This is a genomic window from Thermoactinomyces mirandus (genome assembly GCF_013868055.1).
GTDB lineage: Bacteria > Bacillota > Bacilli > Thermoactinomycetales > Thermoactinomycetaceae > Thermoactinomyces > Thermoactinomyces mirandus.
The window spans coordinates 32,506-48,716 of sequence record NZ_JACEOL010000053.1; the positions used below are offsets into that span (position 1 = coordinate 32,506).

The 16,211-nt window shown below is 46.9% G+C and carries 22 protein-coding genes and 1 tRNA gene; 3 read left to right on the top strand and 20 right to left on the bottom strand.

Annotation, left to right across the window (positions count from 1 at the left end; translation table 11 throughout):
• Positions 1 to 124 precede the first annotated feature (124 nt).
• Positions 125 to 1,069, bottom strand: a complete 945-nt coding sequence (locus H2C83_RS14565) for a VanW family protein (protein ID WP_181741924.1) — start codon at positions 1,067 to 1,069, stop codon at positions 125 to 127.
• 58 nt (positions 1,070 to 1,127) lie between these two features.
• Entirely contained in the window at positions 1,128 to 1,400 is a 273-nt protein-coding gene (locus tag H2C83_RS14570; protein ID WP_181741925.1) for a DUF1294 domain-containing protein, read from the bottom strand.
• A 7-nt stretch (positions 1,401 to 1,407) separates the two neighbouring features.
• Here H2C83_RS14570 and H2C83_RS14575 point away from each other — a divergent pair, with 7 nt between their 5' ends.
• On the top strand, positions 1,408 to 1,551 hold the full coding sequence (locus H2C83_RS14575; protein ID WP_181741926.1) for a hypothetical protein: 144 nt from the start codon (positions 1,408 to 1,410) through the stop codon (positions 1,549 to 1,551).
• Positions 1,552 to 1,649: 98 nt separating this feature from the next.
• Here H2C83_RS14575 and H2C83_RS14580 read toward each other — a convergent pair whose 3' ends face one another.
• The 11 genes from H2C83_RS14580 to H2C83_RS14630 all read right to left on the bottom strand — a co-directional run bounded on the left by H2C83_RS14580 (position 1,650) and on the right by H2C83_RS14630 (position 8,610).
• Positions 1,650 to 2,375, bottom strand: a complete 726-nt coding sequence (locus H2C83_RS14580; protein ID WP_181741927.1) for a gamma-glutamyl-gamma-aminobutyrate hydrolase family protein — start codon at positions 2,373 to 2,375, stop codon at positions 1,650 to 1,652.
• A gap of 133 nt (positions 2,376 to 2,508) precedes the next feature.
• The gene (locus tag H2C83_RS14585) at positions 2,509 to 2,724 is read right to left on the bottom strand and encodes a DUF378 domain-containing protein (protein ID WP_181741928.1); all 216 of its coding nucleotides are present in this window, start codon (positions 2,722 to 2,724) and stop codon (positions 2,509 to 2,511) included.
• 121 nt (positions 2,725 to 2,845) lie between these two features.
• Positions 2,846 to 3,955 (bottom strand): flavodoxin-dependent (E)-4-hydroxy-3-methylbut-2-enyl-diphosphate synthase, encoded by a 1,110-nt coding sequence (ispG, locus tag H2C83_RS14590; protein WP_181741929.1) that lies wholly within the window; start codon positions 3,953 to 3,955, stop codon positions 2,846 to 2,848.
• Positions 3,956 to 4,209: 254 nt separating this feature from the next.
• Positions 4,210 to 4,404, bottom strand: coding sequence for a YqzE family protein (locus tag H2C83_RS14595; protein ID WP_181741930.1), 195 nt, complete (start codon positions 4,402 to 4,404; stop codon positions 4,210 to 4,212).
• Between the two features lie 64 nt (positions 4,405 to 4,468).
• Positions 4,469 to 4,927, bottom strand: coding sequence for a hypothetical protein (locus tag H2C83_RS14600; protein WP_181741931.1), 459 nt, complete (start codon positions 4,925 to 4,927; stop codon positions 4,469 to 4,471).
• Positions 4,845 to 5,375 carry a hypothetical protein gene (locus tag H2C83_RS14605; RefSeq protein WP_181741932.1) on the bottom strand — a complete coding sequence of 177 codons (531 nt, stop codon included), beginning with the start codon at positions 5,373 to 5,375 and terminating at the stop codon, positions 4,845 to 4,847. Before H2C83_RS14605 ends, H2C83_RS14600 begins: the two co-directional genes overlap by 83 nt.
• The gene (locus H2C83_RS14610) at positions 5,312 to 5,692 is read right to left on the bottom strand and encodes a hypothetical protein (protein WP_181741933.1); all 381 of its coding nucleotides are present in this window, start codon (positions 5,690 to 5,692) and stop codon (positions 5,312 to 5,314) included. The genes H2C83_RS14605 and H2C83_RS14610 overlap by 64 nt, the downstream gene beginning before the upstream one ends.
• Positions 5,682 to 6,146, bottom strand: a complete 465-nt coding sequence (locus tag H2C83_RS17875) for a GspH/FimT family protein (RefSeq protein ID WP_181741934.1) — start codon at positions 6,144 to 6,146, stop codon at positions 5,682 to 5,684. The genes H2C83_RS14610 and H2C83_RS17875 overlap by 11 nt, the downstream gene beginning before the upstream one ends.
• The gene (locus tag H2C83_RS18215; RefSeq protein ID WP_181741935.1) at positions 6,133 to 6,474 is read right to left on the bottom strand and encodes a competence type IV pilus major pilin ComGC; all 342 of its coding nucleotides are present in this window, start codon (positions 6,472 to 6,474) and stop codon (positions 6,133 to 6,135) included. Before H2C83_RS18215 ends, H2C83_RS17875 begins: the two co-directional genes overlap by 14 nt.
• A 23-nt stretch (positions 6,475 to 6,497) precedes the next feature.
• Positions 6,498 to 7,505 (bottom strand): type II secretion system F family protein, encoded by a 1,008-nt coding sequence (locus tag H2C83_RS14625; RefSeq protein ID WP_181741936.1) that lies wholly within the window; start codon positions 7,503 to 7,505, stop codon positions 6,498 to 6,500.
• The gene (locus tag H2C83_RS14630; RefSeq protein WP_181741937.1) at positions 7,495 to 8,610 is read right to left on the bottom strand and encodes a GspE/PulE family protein; all 1,116 of its coding nucleotides are present in this window, start codon (positions 8,608 to 8,610) and stop codon (positions 7,495 to 7,497) included. The genes H2C83_RS14625 and H2C83_RS14630 overlap by 11 nt, the downstream gene beginning before the upstream one ends.
• Positions 8,611 to 8,755: 145 nt before the next feature.
• Here H2C83_RS14630 and H2C83_RS14635 point away from each other — a divergent pair.
• Positions 8,756 to 8,830, top strand: a tRNA-Gln gene (locus tag H2C83_RS14635).
• A gap of 60 nt (positions 8,831 to 8,890) precedes the next feature.
• Here H2C83_RS14635 and H2C83_RS14640 read toward each other — a convergent pair.
• The 6 genes from H2C83_RS14640 to msrA all read right to left on the bottom strand — a co-directional run bounded on the left by H2C83_RS14640 (position 8,891) and on the right by msrA (position 14,743).
• Positions 8,891 to 9,571, bottom strand: coding sequence for a TerC family protein (locus H2C83_RS14640; protein ID WP_220184200.1), 681 nt, complete (start codon positions 9,569 to 9,571; stop codon positions 8,891 to 8,893).
• A gap of 93 nt (positions 9,572 to 9,664) precedes the next feature.
• A complete protein-coding gene (locus H2C83_RS14645) occupies positions 9,665 to 11,329 on the bottom strand; it encodes a M20/M25/M40 family metallo-hydrolase (RefSeq protein WP_181741938.1) in 1,665 nt (554 codons plus the stop codon).
• 75 nt (positions 11,330 to 11,404) lie between these two features.
• Complete coding sequence (gene thiI, locus H2C83_RS14650) at positions 11,405 to 12,601, bottom strand: tRNA uracil 4-sulfurtransferase ThiI (RefSeq protein WP_181741939.1); 1,197 nt, start codon at positions 12,599 to 12,601, stop codon at positions 11,405 to 11,407.
• On the bottom strand, positions 12,598 to 13,758 hold the full coding sequence (locus H2C83_RS14655) for a cysteine desulfurase family protein (protein ID WP_246333942.1): 1,161 nt from the start codon (positions 13,756 to 13,758) through the stop codon (positions 12,598 to 12,600). The genes thiI and H2C83_RS14655 overlap by 4 nt, the downstream gene beginning before the upstream one ends.
• A 116-nt stretch (positions 13,759 to 13,874) precedes the next feature.
• Positions 13,875 to 14,105 carry a hypothetical protein gene (locus tag H2C83_RS14660; protein WP_181741941.1) on the bottom strand — a complete coding sequence of 77 codons (231 nt, stop codon included), beginning with the start codon at positions 14,103 to 14,105 and terminating at the stop codon, positions 13,875 to 13,877.
• A gap of 167 nt (positions 14,106 to 14,272) precedes the next feature.
• Positions 14,273 to 14,743, bottom strand: coding sequence for a peptide-methionine (S)-S-oxide reductase MsrA (gene msrA / locus H2C83_RS14665; RefSeq protein ID WP_181741942.1), 471 nt, complete (start codon positions 14,741 to 14,743; stop codon positions 14,273 to 14,275).
• Between the two features lie 272 nt (positions 14,744 to 15,015).
• Between msrA and H2C83_RS14670 the strand changes: the two genes are divergently transcribed.
• Entirely contained in the window at positions 15,016 to 15,270 is a 255-nt protein-coding gene (locus H2C83_RS14670) for a PGPGW domain-containing protein (RefSeq protein WP_181741943.1), read from the top strand.
• 137 nt (positions 15,271 to 15,407) lie between these two features.
• Here H2C83_RS14670 and H2C83_RS14675 read toward each other — a convergent pair whose 3' ends face one another.
• Positions 15,408 to 16,055: an O-methyltransferase gene (locus H2C83_RS14675; RefSeq protein WP_181741944.1), complete on the bottom strand. Its 648-nt coding sequence runs from the start codon at positions 16,053 to 16,055 to the stop codon at positions 15,408 to 15,410.
• Positions 16,056 to 16,211 lie beyond the last annotated feature (156 nt).

A 16,211-nucleotide genomic window follows, 5' to 3' on the forward strand; every position in this document is an offset into this window, starting at 1 on the left:
ACAATGATTAGATTATAGCAAAAGTTCCCCGATCCTTCTATGATTCTCCGGCTATTGTCAAATATTCATCTATTTTCGTTATGGATATGAGCAAATTTCGTTGATTATTCCGTGTTTTTTCTCTTTATTCCTCCCTTAAGGACTCTTTTTCGCTTGGCGCTTTGGGAATCCGGCGTGGAAAGTAATGGGCAGAACGTGGCGCATACACATAGATGGACAGCCTTCCTTTCTTTACTTCCGCCACGATCAGGACAGGGCTGGACAACGGGTTTTTAAACTTGAAATCAGGCCCTCCCCACGACACGGTTGCGTCGCGGTGTTTTGGCACATAGGCTACCCGGCGGCTGTGGCTCATCCGCTCGACAATTTCCATTCCCGCCTGGTCTACCGAATTGAACAATGTGGAAGATGTCTGGCAAATTCCACCCCCCACTCCCTCACTGTATTCCCCTTTTACAATAATACGCGCCGGAAGATAGCCGCGCTTGACGGTGCGAATTCCGACCACTTCATTAAACGAGAAAATTTCCCCGGGCATCAGCACTTTATGATCAATGGCCTTTGCAGACAGCTTGATATTGTGTGACCGGTTGACATTGCGATAATTGAAATAAGTCGTATAACTTCCCAACAGTTTCTGTTTCAACTGCATGAGTTCCCCTGTCGTCAATTCCGGTTTGGACCACCTGACCGGCAGATCAACCGGCTGATTTACGTAGGCATGGATCTGGTCAAACCAGGCGCGTACCTTTTTTTCGTCCACGGTCCTTCCCAATTCATGGGAGACCACCTTCCGCTCCTTGTAGAATGCCGAACGCGGGGGACGGTTTACTTTTTTCACCACCGTTTCCCGAAACATGTTCATCAATGCATCGTGATTCAGTGTCGTCGGATCAACTCCGTCAAATCCGATTTCCCGTAAATCCAAAATCCATTCCTGTTGTCCAAAACGGATGATCAGGCGCGTTTCCTGATTGATTACCGGCTGGACCGCCCGTGAAATTGGCGGAGAAATAAACAGAGTGCTTATAAAGAGCAGAAAGAATAATTTCAGCTTTGGCGAGTGCATAAAAAAACCCCCTCTTGACCTTAGTCTGTGTCAAAAAGAGGCAGGCTATTAAGACCCGTCATGGCCATTCCCACAAAACATACAAAAAGAACAGATTCCAGGCAACCAATATAGGTATTCCCAACCGAAATGCGTTATGCAATGTTTTATGACGGAAAGCTTTCATCCCGATCCAGACACCGATCGCTCCCCCGGCAAACGCCAGCAAGAAAAATACGTATTCCGCTACCCTCCGTTTCCGTTTAATCGCTTGGGTTTTATCCCAGCCCATCAGCAAAAAACAAAACAGATTGAGCAAAATGTACAGGCAAATAAACAAAAATATCATCATATTCCGTATGTTACCACATGTCCTGGCAAATGTCATAATAAAAAAACATTTGAAACCGAGTCCGGTTTCAAATGCCGAACATCCGGAGGCTGACCATGTCACCAGGAAGGAGAAAGTGATTTTGAAAGAGATTTTTCCTGATGCCAGTTAAGCAGTTATGTCCGCCTGAAAGAAACAGCAATAAGTGTTCCGGACCTTCCATGTATGTAACAGAGACAGGCCGATTCCAAAAATGCTTAAAGGACAGGTTCAACCGTCAATCTGTTTTTCCTTTCTTCTGATACAGGCGTTGACAAAAGCCTGAAAAAGCTTGACAGCTTCTGTATCATTTGGCACCATTTCCTCAGGATGCCACTGTACGCCGAGAACAAAATCATGCCGGCTGCTTTCAAATGCCTCAATAATCCCGTCTTTGGCTACTGCTGAAATTTGAAAGGAAGGCTTGACATTCCTGACAGCCTGGTGATGAAAACTGTTTACTTTTGCCTGACCTTTTGCGTAAATTGAATGGAGCAGGGTATTTTCAACAATGGTAATCGTATGGGAGGGATGATGCCGCGGAGCGCGTTGGGTATGCTGAAGCATGGTTTGTTTCTGGCTGCAGATGTCCTGATACATATCGCCACCCAAAGCGATGTTCAGGATTTGGCAACCGCGGCAAATGCCAAAAATGGGTTTGTTCTGAACCATGAACTGTTCGATTAATGCGATCTCCATGTCATCGCGGTCGGGAATGATTTCCCCCAGATTCTGGTGCGGCTCTTCATCAAACAAAGTGGGATCGATATCTCCTCCGCCTGTAAGGATCAATCCATCCAGTTTTCGGCTCAATTGCTGCAGCGCCTGATCATCAACAATATAAGGAATGAGCAGTGGAATTCCTCCCGCCTGAAGAACGGAATCGGTATAACTCCTGCCCAGACACTGTTTTTTCTCTTCTTCCAAAGACATGGTCAAGCCAATGAGTGGTTTCATGATCATAACACCCCGGTTTCCAGATGACTGCATTTATTCAGATTTTATATTATGTTTGTATTTGATAAAATGATCTGATATATTTATTCGGCAAAAAACTCCAGACAGCCTGCCCGGAGTTTGCAACAGGTTATTATTGATATTCGGCCTGTGTCCGATCATCAAAAAGGAAGCGAATGGCATAAATTCCTGAAATTCCAACCAAGGTGTAGATTATACGGCTAACGAAGGAGGATTCCCTAAATGCCTCGCCCCCAAAAATGGCCGATACCAAATCCCATTGGAATAGTCCCACTAACAGCCAATTTAACGCACCAACAATTACCAGGGTTAATGCCAATTTTCTCATGACAGTCCCTCCTTTTTTCGTGGGATCACAAATAGTATCGCGAAAAAAGGAATAAATTATACATCTCGTCTGTTGCTGCAAAAAAAGCCATCCACGAAAAGGATGGCTTTGTACCAGTGTCTTATACGTTTACAAGCTCCATCTTATCCTCTTCCTGCTGCTTCCGATAATATTCTTCGGCAAGTTTGTCAATTTCCTTTTTCAGTTCAGACACCATATCTTTTTCAGGGATTTTGCGAATCACTTTGCCGTGGCGGAACAAAAGACCTTCGCCACGTGCTCCCGCAATTCCGATATCGGCTTCTTTGGCCTCACCGGGGCCGTTGACTGCACATCCCAAAACGGACACTTTGATCGGAGCCTTGATTTTTGAAATATATTCTTCCACTTCATTGGCTATGCTGATCAGATCGATTTCAATCCGGCCGCATGTCGGACAGGAAACCAGTGTTGCAGCATTGGCCGCCAGTCCAAATGATTTTAACAGTTCACGGGAAACTTTAACTTCCTCAACGGGATCGGCACTCAGACTGATCCGCATGGTGTTTCCAATTCCCTCAGCCAAGAGTGCCCCCAGGCCGGCAGCACTTTTGACGGTGCCCGAAAACAGGGTGCCCGATTCCGTAATTCCAAGATGCAACGGATAGTCGAAGGTGCGTGCAGCCAGTTTGTAAGCCTCAATGGCCAGGCGCACATCGGAAGCTTTTAAAGATACAATGATGTCGCGGAAATCAAGATCTTCAAGAATGCCAATGTGGTACAGGGCACTTTCCACCATTCCTTCAGCCGTCGGGTAACCGTATTTCTTAAGAATTCGTTTTTCCAGGGAACCGGCATTGACGCCGATCCGAATGGGAATTCCCCGTTCTTTGGCAGCATTCACGACAGCTTCCACTTTTTCACGCCGTCCGATATTCCCAGGATTGATCCGTATTTTGTCAATTCCGCCCTCAATCGCCTTTAATGCCAGCTTGTAGTCAAAATGAATATCGGCAACCAAAGGAACGGAAACTTCTTTCCTGATAAGTGGAATTGCTTCTGCGGCACGCATGTCAGGGCAGGCGACTCTCACGAGCTGGCATCCGGCTTCTTCCAGCCGTTTGATCTGGTTTACTGTTGCCTTTACATCATGGGTCTTGGTGGTTGTCATGCTTTGAATAACAATCTTGTCATTTCCGCCGATTTGAATATTTCCCACTTTCACAGCTCTGGTTTGCGTACGCAACACCATAAAAGATTCGCTCCTTTTTCACATAAATCAAATCATCAATATGAATTATAATGAGTACTAAAAAGTACGAAAACCCAGTAATAAAAAGTATATCACATCTATATACAGAAAAGGAGCCAATTCAGCTCCTTTTCCTGAAGTTGTTTTGTTCCCCCTCATAAGCAATGAGAGCCGCTTTTCTCCTGTATGTTCATTCAATTTTCGCTTCGAATCTGTTGATCCAGTTTCGTCAGCCGAAAGCCACCTGACTTGCACTATTCATTGGACCGGCCACGCATTCTTCGTTGCCTGTTCAGGGCCATTTTCATTGAAAAAGGAACCAGCCCGAACCAGCGAGTACTCCATGGCTCTTTTTGGGAACGTTTCAATTCCTTGCGCTCGGAACGAGGGGTTTCCACATACCAGAGAAAACGTTGCAACAAATAAGTAATCCAATCTTTAAATGACATTTTGACCCCACCTTAACCATAGCATGACCCGCAAAACCAAAATTTAAACCATGGAAAAGCCTGTCTATCGAATCCACTTCCGAATGGCAAACGTGCCCGGATCCAAACAGGCTTCAGCGGTTTGAATCACTCCGTGTTTTCCCCAGGCTGTCGCCCTTATATGAATCTGCTTCGAGTTGTTTTTTATCATTTCCATGACAACTTGCCGGCCACCGACCCGGATCAGCTGTTCCCGGGACGTCTCTTCCGGCTTCCACTTTCCAAGCCGCAACTGTTGCTGCAAAACAGCGATACCACTTTCTGCTGCATATTTGCAGGCCACTTTTTCCCCATACAACAGATGGATTTCCTTTGCATGGGAAATCTGTAAAATAAATAGTGTCATAAGCGTATACAGGAAAGTAATGGCCAGCAAAACAACAGGGAGAACCACGCCGTGTTCACCAGGGCTGCCCGCTTTGGGTTCTTGCGGAGAAATAGGTTGCAAATTCCTGATGGGCGTACCAGTTTTGCAATCCGACATCCAGACCAACTCCTTTTATGTCGGGCAAAAAAATGGCATAATAAACATCCTTGAGCACAATCGTTGTTCCCCGGAAACGATTTTCCCCCCGGGCCTGAACGCTCCGGATCAGATTTCGGTCCCGCAGATGATAACGAATCACGTTTCCATCCGGAGAATGAATATACAGGATGTCATCTTCTTCCTGAAAATAGACCCCCTTTTGAATATCTCGTTCAATCCAGGCTGAAAAAGAGAGATAATCCAGATGCATCCTGGTTTTGCCAAACGCTTCCCTGATTTGTTTTTCCACGGTAAAGGCCGCAAAAAACAAGGCAGGCAGGAAAAAAACCAGGATGGATAATACCATGCCTGTCTCTACAAAAGTAAAGCCATACTCTGTTTTTAAGGATGATAACGATGTGTCAGCCACCGTCTGGTTTTCATCTTCCCGTCGAAACCTTTCCATTTTGCCTCCATCTCCAGTTCATAAAGAAATGGCTCGATTTGCACGCAATTCCACCGCAAGTCGAATGTCCGTCGTCCAGACCGGCTCTGAAAAGTCTTTTGTCCGGAACATGGGACAGTATCCATGACTTGCATCTGTTCCATTTTCTTCCGCATTTTGTCTTCTATCTCCATCTCCGTCATTTGGGAATAATGATGGATTCGCAGTTCCCTGACAATGGGAATGGCAAAAAAAATGAATACCCCCACCACAAACCCGGCAGTCACGACTTCAACCAGCGTAAATCCCCTGATGTTCCCATCATGGCTACAACGCACAGGAGACCATCTCCACTTTTGGCAAACCGGAAGCTACCTGAATAACCAACCTCCCTACCAGCCGTTTTCCTGAATACAGGGACAGTGTCCCGCCTTGCACCTGCCCCGTTTCGCGGTAGACAAAACTCTGGCGGGGATAATTGCTGGTCAGACGATACAGGGGAGGGATCCTGATCTTTCTGAGCACTGTCTCATTTTGGACAATGTGTACTTCATTCTGTGCAGAAACCAGTCTCACGGTCACTTCTGTTTCCTTGCTCATTGCCTCTGTCTGGGCCAATTGCAACCGGGATGCCAGTTCCTGCATCAAAAGCATCCGTTCAACCCGCTCGGCGATCACGGATATGGCAGGCATGCACAGAGAAAAGAGCAGCCCAAAAAGAAACAGGGTAAAAACCGTCTCAATGAGCGACCATCCGGCCTCCCCTCTGTTTCCCGGCCTATTTTTTATCACAGGTGACTCTCCTTTCGAAGGAAAGATTCGGTTCCTTGTGGATGACATATCCCCCCCGACCGCCGGGGCAAGGAGGAATTGAACGCAAATAACCCCTTTTTACCAGTTCCTTCACACTGTCCGGATACTCCCCATACTCCAAAAAGTAATGGTCGGCTTGTGCTGCGATGATTTGCCTGTTGGCAAGGTCCGCCTTTTCCTGCGCCTTGCGGCCGGCAACTTTCAGGTTTGGGATGGCGATTGCCAGGATCAGTCCAATAATAAAGAGTACAATCAGCATTTCGATAAGGGTAAATCCTTTCTCGCCGTGATAACGGCTTCTTTCCATACGGAACACTCCTTTTTCGAATTTTAAAGTGCCTGCACAAGCTTTAACAGAGGCATAAACAGGGCAACTACCGTCACGGCAATCAAAAGGCCAATGGTAAAAATAAAGGCCGGTTCCAGGCTTTTGGTAATCCGTTCCAGTTTATACCTGATCATCATTTCCGTTCCGTCTGCGAGACTGGTCAGGGCCTGGTCAAGTTGTCCTGACTCTTCTGCAAGGGCCGCCATTTTGGCAAATGAGGGCAAAAAGACATGTTTCGCCTTTTGATAAAGTGCGCTGGAGAGGGAATTCCCCGCCAGCAGGCACTCCTTCACTTTTTCCAAATACCTGACCAGAACAGGCCATGGAGTATGATTCTGAATAACGTTAAGCGCGTCGACCAAGGAGAGGCCTGCTTTCAGGAGAGAGGCCAGCTGAACGGTTACATAATGTGTATTTCGATACTGATACAGCCGTCGAATGATCGGAAGGCGCATCCAGCGAGCCCCCAACCATGTACGGACTGTGCCGGGAATATATTTGGTAACATGGCCTGCAACAAGTATTGCTGACAAAAGAATAACTCCCAAGACCAAAAATCGGGGCATAAAGGAATAAAGCACGAATAATTGTTGCGTGATCCCCGGCAAGGAGATCCCCATCGTTTCATACAGTTGTGAAAATCGGGGCATCACGACAGCAAACATAAAGACAAAGGCGCAAATGGTCAGCAGCAATACCAGCAGCGGGTAGGTGTACGCCTTTTTCAATTCCCGCTGCCATTTCGCTTTGGCCGCATAATAGGCGGCACATTGCTTGAAGCCCAATACATAGTCCCCGTGTTCTTCTGCTGCCTTTATAAAAGAAATAAACATGGGCGGAAACAGCAGCTTTTTCAGGGATGAAGACAAATAACGCCCGTTCTGCAAGGAGGTTTTTAGCGAATTGTAATCAGGTTCCGTAATAATCCTTTGCGAAGCCAGCAGTTCCAGACACGCCAGCAACGGAATCCCGCTTTCCAGCAAATGCCCCATTTGCTGGCTAAACACCATGTATTGCTCTGCCTTCCAAAGTTTCTTCCTCCACACCATCGACCACCCTCATCCATTCATCGATCGTCGTTTGCCCCTTTTTGATGCGGTGCCTGATCATGTCATTGATACTCTTCATTCCGGAACCTGCAAGCTGTTCACGCAATTCCTCCAGGCTGACCTGTTTCAATATCAGTTCCGCAAGCGTTCTGTCTGCCTCCATCACTTCAAATACTCCGATTCTCCCCTGATATCCGGATTGCTGGCAATTGGTGCAGCCTTTTCCGTTGCATTCATGGCAAAGCAGCCGCACCAATCTCTGGGCAATGACACCAATCAGTGCCGCGGCGAGCCGGTATGGCTCAATTTTGAGATCAAGGAGGCGGATGACTGCACTGGCGGCATCGGCGGTATGTAATGTGGTAAGGACTAAATGACCGGTAAGTGCCGCGCTAATGGCAATATTCGCAATTTCTTCATCCCGGATTTCCCCGATCATGATCACATTGGGATCCTGTCTCATCACTGCCTTCAGGCCACTGGAATAGGTTAAGCCGGTTTTAGGATGGATCTGTACCTGGTTAACGCCTTCCAACTGCAATTCGACAGGATCTTCCAGCGAAATGATATTGGTGTCCAGGCTGTTTAAAACCTGCAGCAATGTATAAAGCGTTGTTGTCTTTCCCGATCCTGTCGGCCCGGTCACAACGAGCAATCCGCTTTTGTAACCCAACAATCTGTTAATTTTCTGCTGCTGTTCCGATTCAAGGCCCAACTCGCCCATGTTATACTTTTCCCTGAGCCTCAACAGCCTCATCACCACTTTTTCACCATAGATGGTTGGCAATGTGGAGATACGGACCTGAAGGTGCTGGTCTGCTTTCCCAAAAGAAAAGGTTCCGTCCTGGGGAAGTCGTTTTTCTCCAATATCAAGCTGGCTCATTACCTTGATCCGCGATACAAGCGCTGTTAAGTGCCTGTAATCAAGGCGGCCGGTTTCCAGCAACTGTCCGTCAATTCGCAGGCGAATGCGAATTTCATCGCGCTGGGGTTCGATATGGATATCACTTGCCCGCTTCCTTACAGCCTGGTACAGCAACTGGTCAATATAAGAAGCCACATCCACCCTGGAAACTCCCTTCTACAAAAATCAACAGCATCTTTTTACAATTTCTCCCTTTTCCGGAAATATCCTTCTCCTCTCCGTACGTTAAAAAACATCCGGACCTGAATAAAATCCCGCCAGTTCTCCCATCCTATGAAGTAAGCAGTGGGGAATAGCCAAGTGGTAAGGCAACGGACTTTGACTCCGTGATGCGCAGGTTCGAATCCTGCTTCCCCAGCCAAAAAAAGCGGAGGAGCCTGATCGCTCTTCCGCTTTTTTCAGCTAGCATATGAGTTTGTCTTCAGGCAGCCGTTTTATGTTTCCAGGCGTAACCCCCAACGACAACCATCACCGCCATAACCAGCGGGATTACGTAATTTAACACATCCATGCCGATCAACACCTGATTTTGAATGAACGGGTCCTCCACAATCAGCTGTCCTCCGGTAAATCCGAGAATGGCGGCGCCAACGTAAACCAGCCAGGGCAGTCTGTCTAGAAGCCTGGCAATAAGATTGCTTCCCCACATGATAATAGGAATACTCAAAGCAAGTCCGAACAATACAAGAAAAACATTGCCATGGGATGCGCCAGCCACCGCCAAAACATTATCGAGGCTCATTACGACATCAGCCACGATAATGGTTTTAATGGCGCTTTTCAGACTGTCTCCGATATCGACATTTGTTTCTTTATCGTTATCCAGCAATAACCTGACGGCGATTCCAAGCAGCAGGATTCCCCCCACCGTCATTAACAGAGGGATGTTTAGCAAATAAGCGGCAATTGCCGTTAATGTCGCTCTTAACAAAACCGCGGCACCAGCACCCAAAACAATCGCTTTCTTCCGCTGCTTTTCAGGCAGTCTATGAGCTGCCATTCCGATCATTACGGCATTATCCCCGCTTAAAATGATATCAATAATGATAATGTTAAAAAAACCAAACCAGAAAGCGGGATCTGTAACCCAACTCATATCCATTCCCTTTCCCCTTTTCTAATTGCCATTTTTCTATATTAACACAAGTGCGTATGATATAACCAAAGTTCAGAAATTTTCAACTTGGCCGGAAGATCAGTTTTTGCGGTCCGGAGCAAAAAGATGCTGGATGACGCGGACAGTCAGGTTAGGTACCCATTGCATGGAATAGCTCACTTCCAAACGTTCCCATTTCTTGTGGGCCGCTTTCCCGTACGGGCCAATGTTGACCACGGGTACATCCAATTGCCGAATCGCTTCCATATCCATATGATATTTGGCTCCCCAGGCAGGCATGTTTTTCTCAAAAGCCTCAATTTCGTGTTTATTGTCACTAATGGCCACGAAACTCATGTCAGAAATATAAGGGAAAAACTTGCGCACCTGCACTTCTTTTTCCTGACAGGGCTCCACTTTCTGAACCGCTTTCTGGACGGCTTCGATCAACCGAAAATCGCGTGGATCCTGTTCATTTAACACAACGCGCGGAATATAGGGAGAAGCGTAAAAAATAATGATTACCGGCTCCGCATCTCCCCCCCATTGCCACAATTCCTCCACCATCCGGCGGGCGTAATCGCGCACGTCAATCGTTTCCTCATTGATCATGTTTCGGGTAAACTGCAAAACTTTTTGTTCAAATTCCTGGCCATATTTTTCCCTGCACTCCTGATAGAACTCTTCATAGGTATATACGCGCGGACGGATCAGCATTCCTTCGTAGGGATGTCCGCTTAGCTCGCTGTACAAACGGTATCTTGCCTGGAACTTCATCACCGCAGCCTCAAAGGCATCGATCGCCAATTGCTTCAATTTGTTAAGTACTTCACGCGGAGACCAGCTGTGCACAAAAAAGTTATAGTAAACAAAAGCGGTTTGCGGCGTTTGTACATCGTACTGCTTCTTCAAATCGGTCTGCTTCAGGGAAACGGGAGGAATGGTAATTTCGCCAAACATCTCATCGCACAAATCGGTATTATAATCAATGCGGGAGGTTAACTCGGACACGATGAGATTGGGGTCAAATCCCTCAAAAACCTGACCGGCATGGGTTTCCTTGCCGACGATATAAAAGGCCGGCAATAATTTTCCGACAGTCCCCAGATAAACATAACGGGACGTGTCTCCCTCATACCTGGGTGAAGTATAATCTGAATTGATTGCTGCAATATAGGAGAGATTTTCTTCTTTACCCAAATGTAAAATATCTGCAAGCGCAGACAAAATGCCGCGCGAATTCCGTTCCTCATCACAAGTGGCAACAAATAACAGATTTCCCTGCAACAAATGGCGATTCAGGGCAAAATAGCGGACTATGGCCAGATGGATGGCAATCCCGCTTTTCATGTCCAATACCCCGCGTCCTCCCAAATAGTCACCCGTCTCCAGGTCTTTTTTCACATCCTTCGGGAGATTGCTCCTGTTCCATTCTTTCACCAATTCTTCCGGTGAAAATGCAAGGTTGATCCATTTCCCGTAATCCTCAACATCTACGGTATCCATATGTCCCATCAGAATTACGGTTTCCCTGGTATTTTCCCGTCCCGCTTTCACAAGCGCCATAACGTTATAACGTTCGCATTCGTCATGGCGGGTTGGCGTCATTCGCAAAAAATCGGGGTGTTCCCGGAAATAAGGAACTTCCTGCAAAATTTCATAAATCAGATAAGCGATGTCCCTCTCGCCAAACGTGCCGACAATGCTGGGATGTTCCACCAGTTTCTTTGTTAACTGGTACACTTCTTCTTGAAAGGGAATCATACAAGACTCTACCTCCAGTCCAAAATGAAAGCCCCCGGTTTAAATCCGGCATGTGTACAGCCGACACCTGCCGATTCAAAAACAGGAAAACTCTTCTTCCTGTTCCGGACGCAAATCTATGACTTCAGTCCCATCAACCGCCTCTTGAATCAGCCGTTCCAGATCGAGCCTTGCTTCCAGCCGCTCAGCCACTTCCCGATCAGGTCGGGTTTTTGGCGCCTTCGGCAAAAACACCGTACAGCAGTCTTCATAGGGCAGAATGGATGTTTCATAAGTATTTATACGCTTGGAGATATCCATGATTTCCTGTTTATCCATTCCGATCAGCGGCCGCAAAATCGGCATTGTGGTAACGGCATTGATTGTACGCATGCTTTCCAGTGTCTGGCTGGCCACTTGCCCCAGGCTTTCTCCCGTCACCAGCGCCAGTGCTTTATTGCGGTCAGCGATCCGTTCGGCAATGCGGACCATGATCCGACGCATCACCGTAATGGTATAGGATTCATAACAATGTCTGTTGATCTCTGTCTGAATATCCGTAAACGGAACCACATGCAGCCGGATATGACCGCCAAAGCGGGTCAAAATCCTGGCCAGATCGATCACCTTCTGTTTCGCCCGTTCACTGGTGAACGGAAAGCTGTGGAAGTGAACAGCCTGCAGCTCCGCTCCCCGTTTCAGAGCCAGATAGCCGGCGACCGGGCTGTCAATTCCTCCGGACAGAAGTAACATAACACGGCCGCTCACACCGACAGGCAATCCACCCAATCCCGGAAGGCTGTTGCCATATACATATGCGTGTGTACTGCGCACTTCCACAGACAGAGTCATATCCGGATGGTGAACATCCACTCTCAGATGGGAAAGTTTGCCCAGCAAAAAACCGCCAAGCCGATGGTTCATCTCCAGTGACCGGATCGGAAACTTTTTGTCAGCCCGCTTGCTGTTGACCTTGAACGTTTGAATCCGTTCGCCCTGCTCTTCGGTTATCGCAAGCGCGGCCTGTTTGATCTTTTCCCAATCCTTTTCCGTACGAATGGCCGGACTGATTCCAACCAGCCCGAACACTTCCGAGCATGCCTCCATCACAGGTTCGCTATGATGTTCTTTTAACTCCACAAAAATCCGGCCATGGACTCTGGTTACCTCACAGCCGGGAAACTGTTTCAATTTTTCACGAATGTTTTTAACCAGCCGGTTTTCAAACTCTTTTTTGTTTTTTCCTTTCAGCGCCAGCTCACCATAACGCAGTAAAATACAATTTGCTTTCATCGTTTATGCACCTTCATCACTTTTTGTAATGCAGGAATGGTACGGACAAGCACATCACAGCATTGTTTGATATCCTCCTCCACATTCATTCGCCCCATGCTGATCCGGATGGAACCAAGCGCTTCCTGGTCAGTAAGGCCCATTGCTTTCAGCACTCTGGAGGGTTCTTCCTTTTTCGAGGAACAGGCTGATTTGCTCGAGACATAAACCTGCTCTTTCTCAAGGGCGTGTACAATCACTTCCGATTTCAGTCCGGGAAAGGACAGGTTCAGAATATATGGAGCCCCGCCATCATCGATATCTCCATTGATCTTTACTCCGGTTAGCTCATTTTCAATCCGGGTGAGGATCATTTCTTTCCAGGTTTGGTATTTTTGGTAGAACGTTTCCTCTGCTTCTTTCGCCAACAGAACCGCTTTGGCCAGACCGGCAATCGCCGGCAGGTTTTCGGTTCCCGAGCGCAGCCCCCGTTCCTGTCCCCCGCCGAGCAGCAAGGAAGGAAGCGTTAAGTTTTTTCGCTTGTATAAACAGCCGATTCCTTTAGGACCATGAAGTTTATGTCCGGATATGGTTAAAAAGTCAATATGGGATCTGGATGGATGAAGCGGGATCTTGCCGAAAGACTGGACGGCGTCAACATGAAACATCACCTTGGGATATTTCTTTAACCGGTTTCCGATTTCTTCGACCGGCTGAATCGTTCCAACTTCATTATTTACATGCATGACCGAAACCAGGACTGTTTCATCCGTCAGGGCTGTCTCCACATCTGCCGGGTTTACCCGCCCGGATGAGTCAACAGGAAGTTCGGTGATTTTCCATCCTTTCTGTTTCAGATACTGAAAAACATGATAAACTGACGGATGTTCGATCGGGCTTGTGATCATGTGATTTCCCCGATGATGATAAGCTTCTGCCACTCCGCGAATCACCATATTATTTGCTTCAGTGCCTCCCGAAGTAAAGACGATTTCGTGCGGTAAACAGCTTAAGGCATCGGCAACCACTTTCCGTGCCTGTTCCATCAGCCGTTCCGCCTTTACCCCGATTCCGTGCAATGAAGAGGGATTCCCGTATATCTTTTTCATCACATCCGCCATTACAGAAATGACAGCCGGGTCGGTTTCTGTTGTAGCGCTATTATCGAGATAGGCCAACCAATCCTCCTCCTTTCTGCAATTGCCTCTATTCATAACTTCACCATTCTAACACAAAAACAAAACACCTGGCATGAGTTCAGGTGCTTTTTCCATTCCATTGAAAACCAGCCATATCAAAATAATAATAATGCCAATTTTTTGCATCCCGCATCAGTCTTTGCATAGCATGCCGGACAACTGCCTGAATCATTGACATACTCCTGAAACGTCATTTCCTCATCGCAACCCCCGCAAAATACCACCTTTTCGCCCATTGCTCCCCAGTCCGGCGGATGACGGGATGACCGGCTGTTTCCAAATGGCAAAAATGGCATGGGTTTGTATTGGCAGCAAGCAAACTTCATCGCAATCACATCCGTATCTGAACGATAATGAACATACCGCGTTTGTCCCTCTACTTTTCCCTTGCCCGGTATTCTCTCGACATGGTTCTACATCCGGTTTCAGCTTTTTTACAAGTATCGAAAAAGGCGCTTCTCTGAAGCAGCGCCTTTGAATATAACCAGGCTGGTTACAGGCGGCAATGGTTCAGTCCCCGTTTTTGCAAATAACGTTGATGAAACTCTTCTGCACGCCAAAATTTTGCCGCCGGCTCAATCCGGGTAACAATCGGCTTTTTCCATTTTCCGGACTGCTCCAGCCGTCTTTTTGACTCTTCTGCGGCTTTTTTCTGGGCAGGTGAATGGTAAAATATAATGGAACGGTATTGCGTTCCCACATCCGGCCCCTGCCGGTTCAATGTCGTCGGATTATGATTGTTCCAGAACACATCCAGCAGTTCTTCATAAGATACCTGTTCCGGATCGTATTCCACCCGGACAACTTCAGCATGTCCCGTCTGATCCGTACAGACATCTTCATAAGTAGGGTTCTCTGTTGTCCCGCCCATATAACCAACCGATGTATTGATTACGCCCGGGATTTTGCGAAAAGTTTCTTCAACCCCCCAGAAACACCCGGCACCAAACGTTGCAATTTCCATCAGCAATCTCTCCTTCATTACCTCATATTTTACCAGTTCATCGGCTGTTTAAAAAGCAGAGCAAGTGAATTTTTCGCCAGATGTCACGATTCTCACGACTATTATCATTTGCAAAAACTTTGTAAAGTATGTTACGATCAAAACGAATTAGTCCATGAAAAGGTTTGGCTATCTAGAGACAGATAAACAATAATTGCCAAAGAAACTTCATTTTGCCTGTTCATGGATCGGGTATACTAATCCTAAAAAACTGAAGGGGTTTGAACATCCATATGAAGACAATCTGGATCACCATTCTTGGCTGGACTTTTTTGTTCCTGGGAATTATCGGATTTTTTGCACCTATGCTTCAAGGAATCCTGTTTACCTTTATCGGACTAATTCTTCTTTCCAAAACATCGCCTTGGGCGGAACGATTTTTGCTTAAAATGCGTGAACGTTATCCGAAGCTGGCTCGAACGTCGGACTTGTGGCTGGCCCATTTTCTGTCACGCTTCCGGTTAAAATCAAGTTCTTCACACGAATGAGCAAGATTTTCAGGATAGAACCCGAAAGGAACCCCCGTCATTTAACAAGGGTTCCTTTTTTAGTTTGGGAAACCTGATCTTTCCCCTGCCTGCGCCTGACATTTTCCCGTTTTTCCCGGCGCTCAAGTATTACCGGCTCATGAATGCCGGCTTTTTTTCACACGGCAAACTCCCAATCCGTCACCAACAGGCACGATGAACGACTCTAACCGTTCATCTGAAGCAATTTGCCGGTTAAAACGGCAGATGGTGCGGGTAGAGACCGACTGATCCTGATCTGAAAAGATCCGCCCACCCTGAAACAGATTATCTGCGGTAATAATGGCTCCGGGTTGTGCCAGGGAAATAGCCTTTTCCAGGTAACGGATATAATTCGGCTTATCGGCATCGATAAAGAAAAAATCAAACCGCAAATTGGCAGCCTCCAGCACTTTCATGCTTTCCATCGCATCCCCGGGAACAAATCGGACCTGTTTGGCATAGCCGGCCCGTCGCACATTTTCTTCAGCAAAATCAATATACTCCTGATTCAATTCCAATGAACAGATTCTTCCGTGCTCCGGCAACGCTTTTGCCATCCAGATCGTGCTGTATCCGCCAAGAGCGCCAATTTCCAGAATATTTTTCGCCCTTGATAGGCGAACCAGCATATACAGCAATTTGCCGGTTTCCGGCGGCACTGAAATCTGTGGCAAACCTCTTTTTATCAGGTCAGCGCTGATTCCCTTCAAAATGTTGTCTTCTTCACTGGTAAACCATCTGCGAATATACTCCTTTTTCAGCAACCGCCATCCTCCTTTGCGATGACCATATATGAATATTATATGCAAAATATTCATAAATCATAGAACAAATGCTTTACTTGGAAAAATGTTATTTGACATATGTACGAAAAAAGGCATTACTATGAAATAGTAATGCCTGAGCTTGATGACAAACCC

Excerpts from the sequence above, each read along its gene's own strand:
- H2C83_RS14625 (WP_181741936.1), bottom strand. The coding sequence starts at position 7,505 with ATGGTGTTTAGCCAGCAAATGGGGCATTTGCTGGAAAGCGGGATTCCG.
- H2C83_RS14605 (WP_181741932.1), bottom strand. The coding sequence starts at position 5,375 with ATGGAAAGGTTTCGACGGGAAGATGAAAACCAGACGGTGGCTGACACA.
- H2C83_RS14640 (WP_220184200.1), bottom strand. The coding sequence starts at position 9,571 with ATGGATATGAGTTGGGTTACAGATCCCGCTTTCTGGTTTGGTTTTTTT.
- H2C83_RS14600 (WP_181741931.1), bottom strand. The coding sequence starts at position 4,927 with ATGTCGGATTGCAAAACTGGTACGCCCATCAGGAATTTGCAACCTATT.
- msrA (WP_181741942.1), bottom strand. The coding sequence starts at position 14,743 with ATGGAAATTGCAACGTTTGGTGCCGGGTGTTTCTGGGGGGTTGAAGAA.
- H2C83_RS14670 (WP_181741943.1), top strand. The coding sequence starts at position 15,016 with ATGAAGACAATCTGGATCACCATTCTTGGCTGGACTTTTTTGTTCCTG.
- H2C83_RS14570 (WP_181741925.1), bottom strand. The coding sequence starts at position 1,400 with ATGATGATATTTTTGTTTATTTGCCTGTACATTTTGCTCAATCTGTTT.
- H2C83_RS14580 (WP_181741927.1), bottom strand. The coding sequence starts at position 2,375 with ATGAAACCACTCATTGGCTTGACCATGTCTTTGGAAGAAGAGAAAAAA.
- H2C83_RS14595 (WP_181741930.1), bottom strand. The coding sequence starts at position 4,404 with ATGTCATTTAAAGATTGGATTACTTATTTGTTGCAACGTTTTCTCTGG.
- H2C83_RS14565 (WP_181741924.1), bottom strand. The coding sequence starts at position 1,069 with ATGCACTCGCCAAAGCTGAAATTATTCTTTCTGCTCTTTATAAGCACT.
- H2C83_RS14575 (WP_181741926.1), top strand. The coding sequence starts at position 1,408 with ATGTTACCACATGTCCTGGCAAATGTCATAATAAAAAAACATTTGAAA.
- H2C83_RS14645 (WP_181741938.1), bottom strand. The coding sequence starts at position 11,329 with ATGATTCCCTTTCAAGAAGAAGTGTACCAGTTAACAAAGAAACTGGTG.
- thiI (WP_181741939.1), bottom strand. The coding sequence starts at position 12,601 with ATGAAAGCAAATTGTATTTTACTGCGTTATGGTGAGCTGGCGCTGAAA.
- H2C83_RS14585 (WP_181741928.1), bottom strand. The coding sequence starts at position 2,724 with ATGAGAAAATTGGCATTAACCCTGGTAATTGTTGGTGCGTTAAATTGG.
- H2C83_RS18215 (WP_181741935.1), bottom strand. The coding sequence starts at position 6,474 with ATGGAAAGAAGCCGTTATCACGGCGAGAAAGGATTTACCCTTATCGAA.
- H2C83_RS14660 (WP_181741941.1), bottom strand. The coding sequence starts at position 14,105 with ATGAAGTTTGCTTGCTGCCAATACAAACCCATGCCATTTTTGCCATTT.
- ispG (WP_181741929.1), bottom strand. The coding sequence starts at position 3,955 with ATGGTGTTGCGTACGCAAACCAGAGCTGTGAAAGTGGGAAATATTCAA.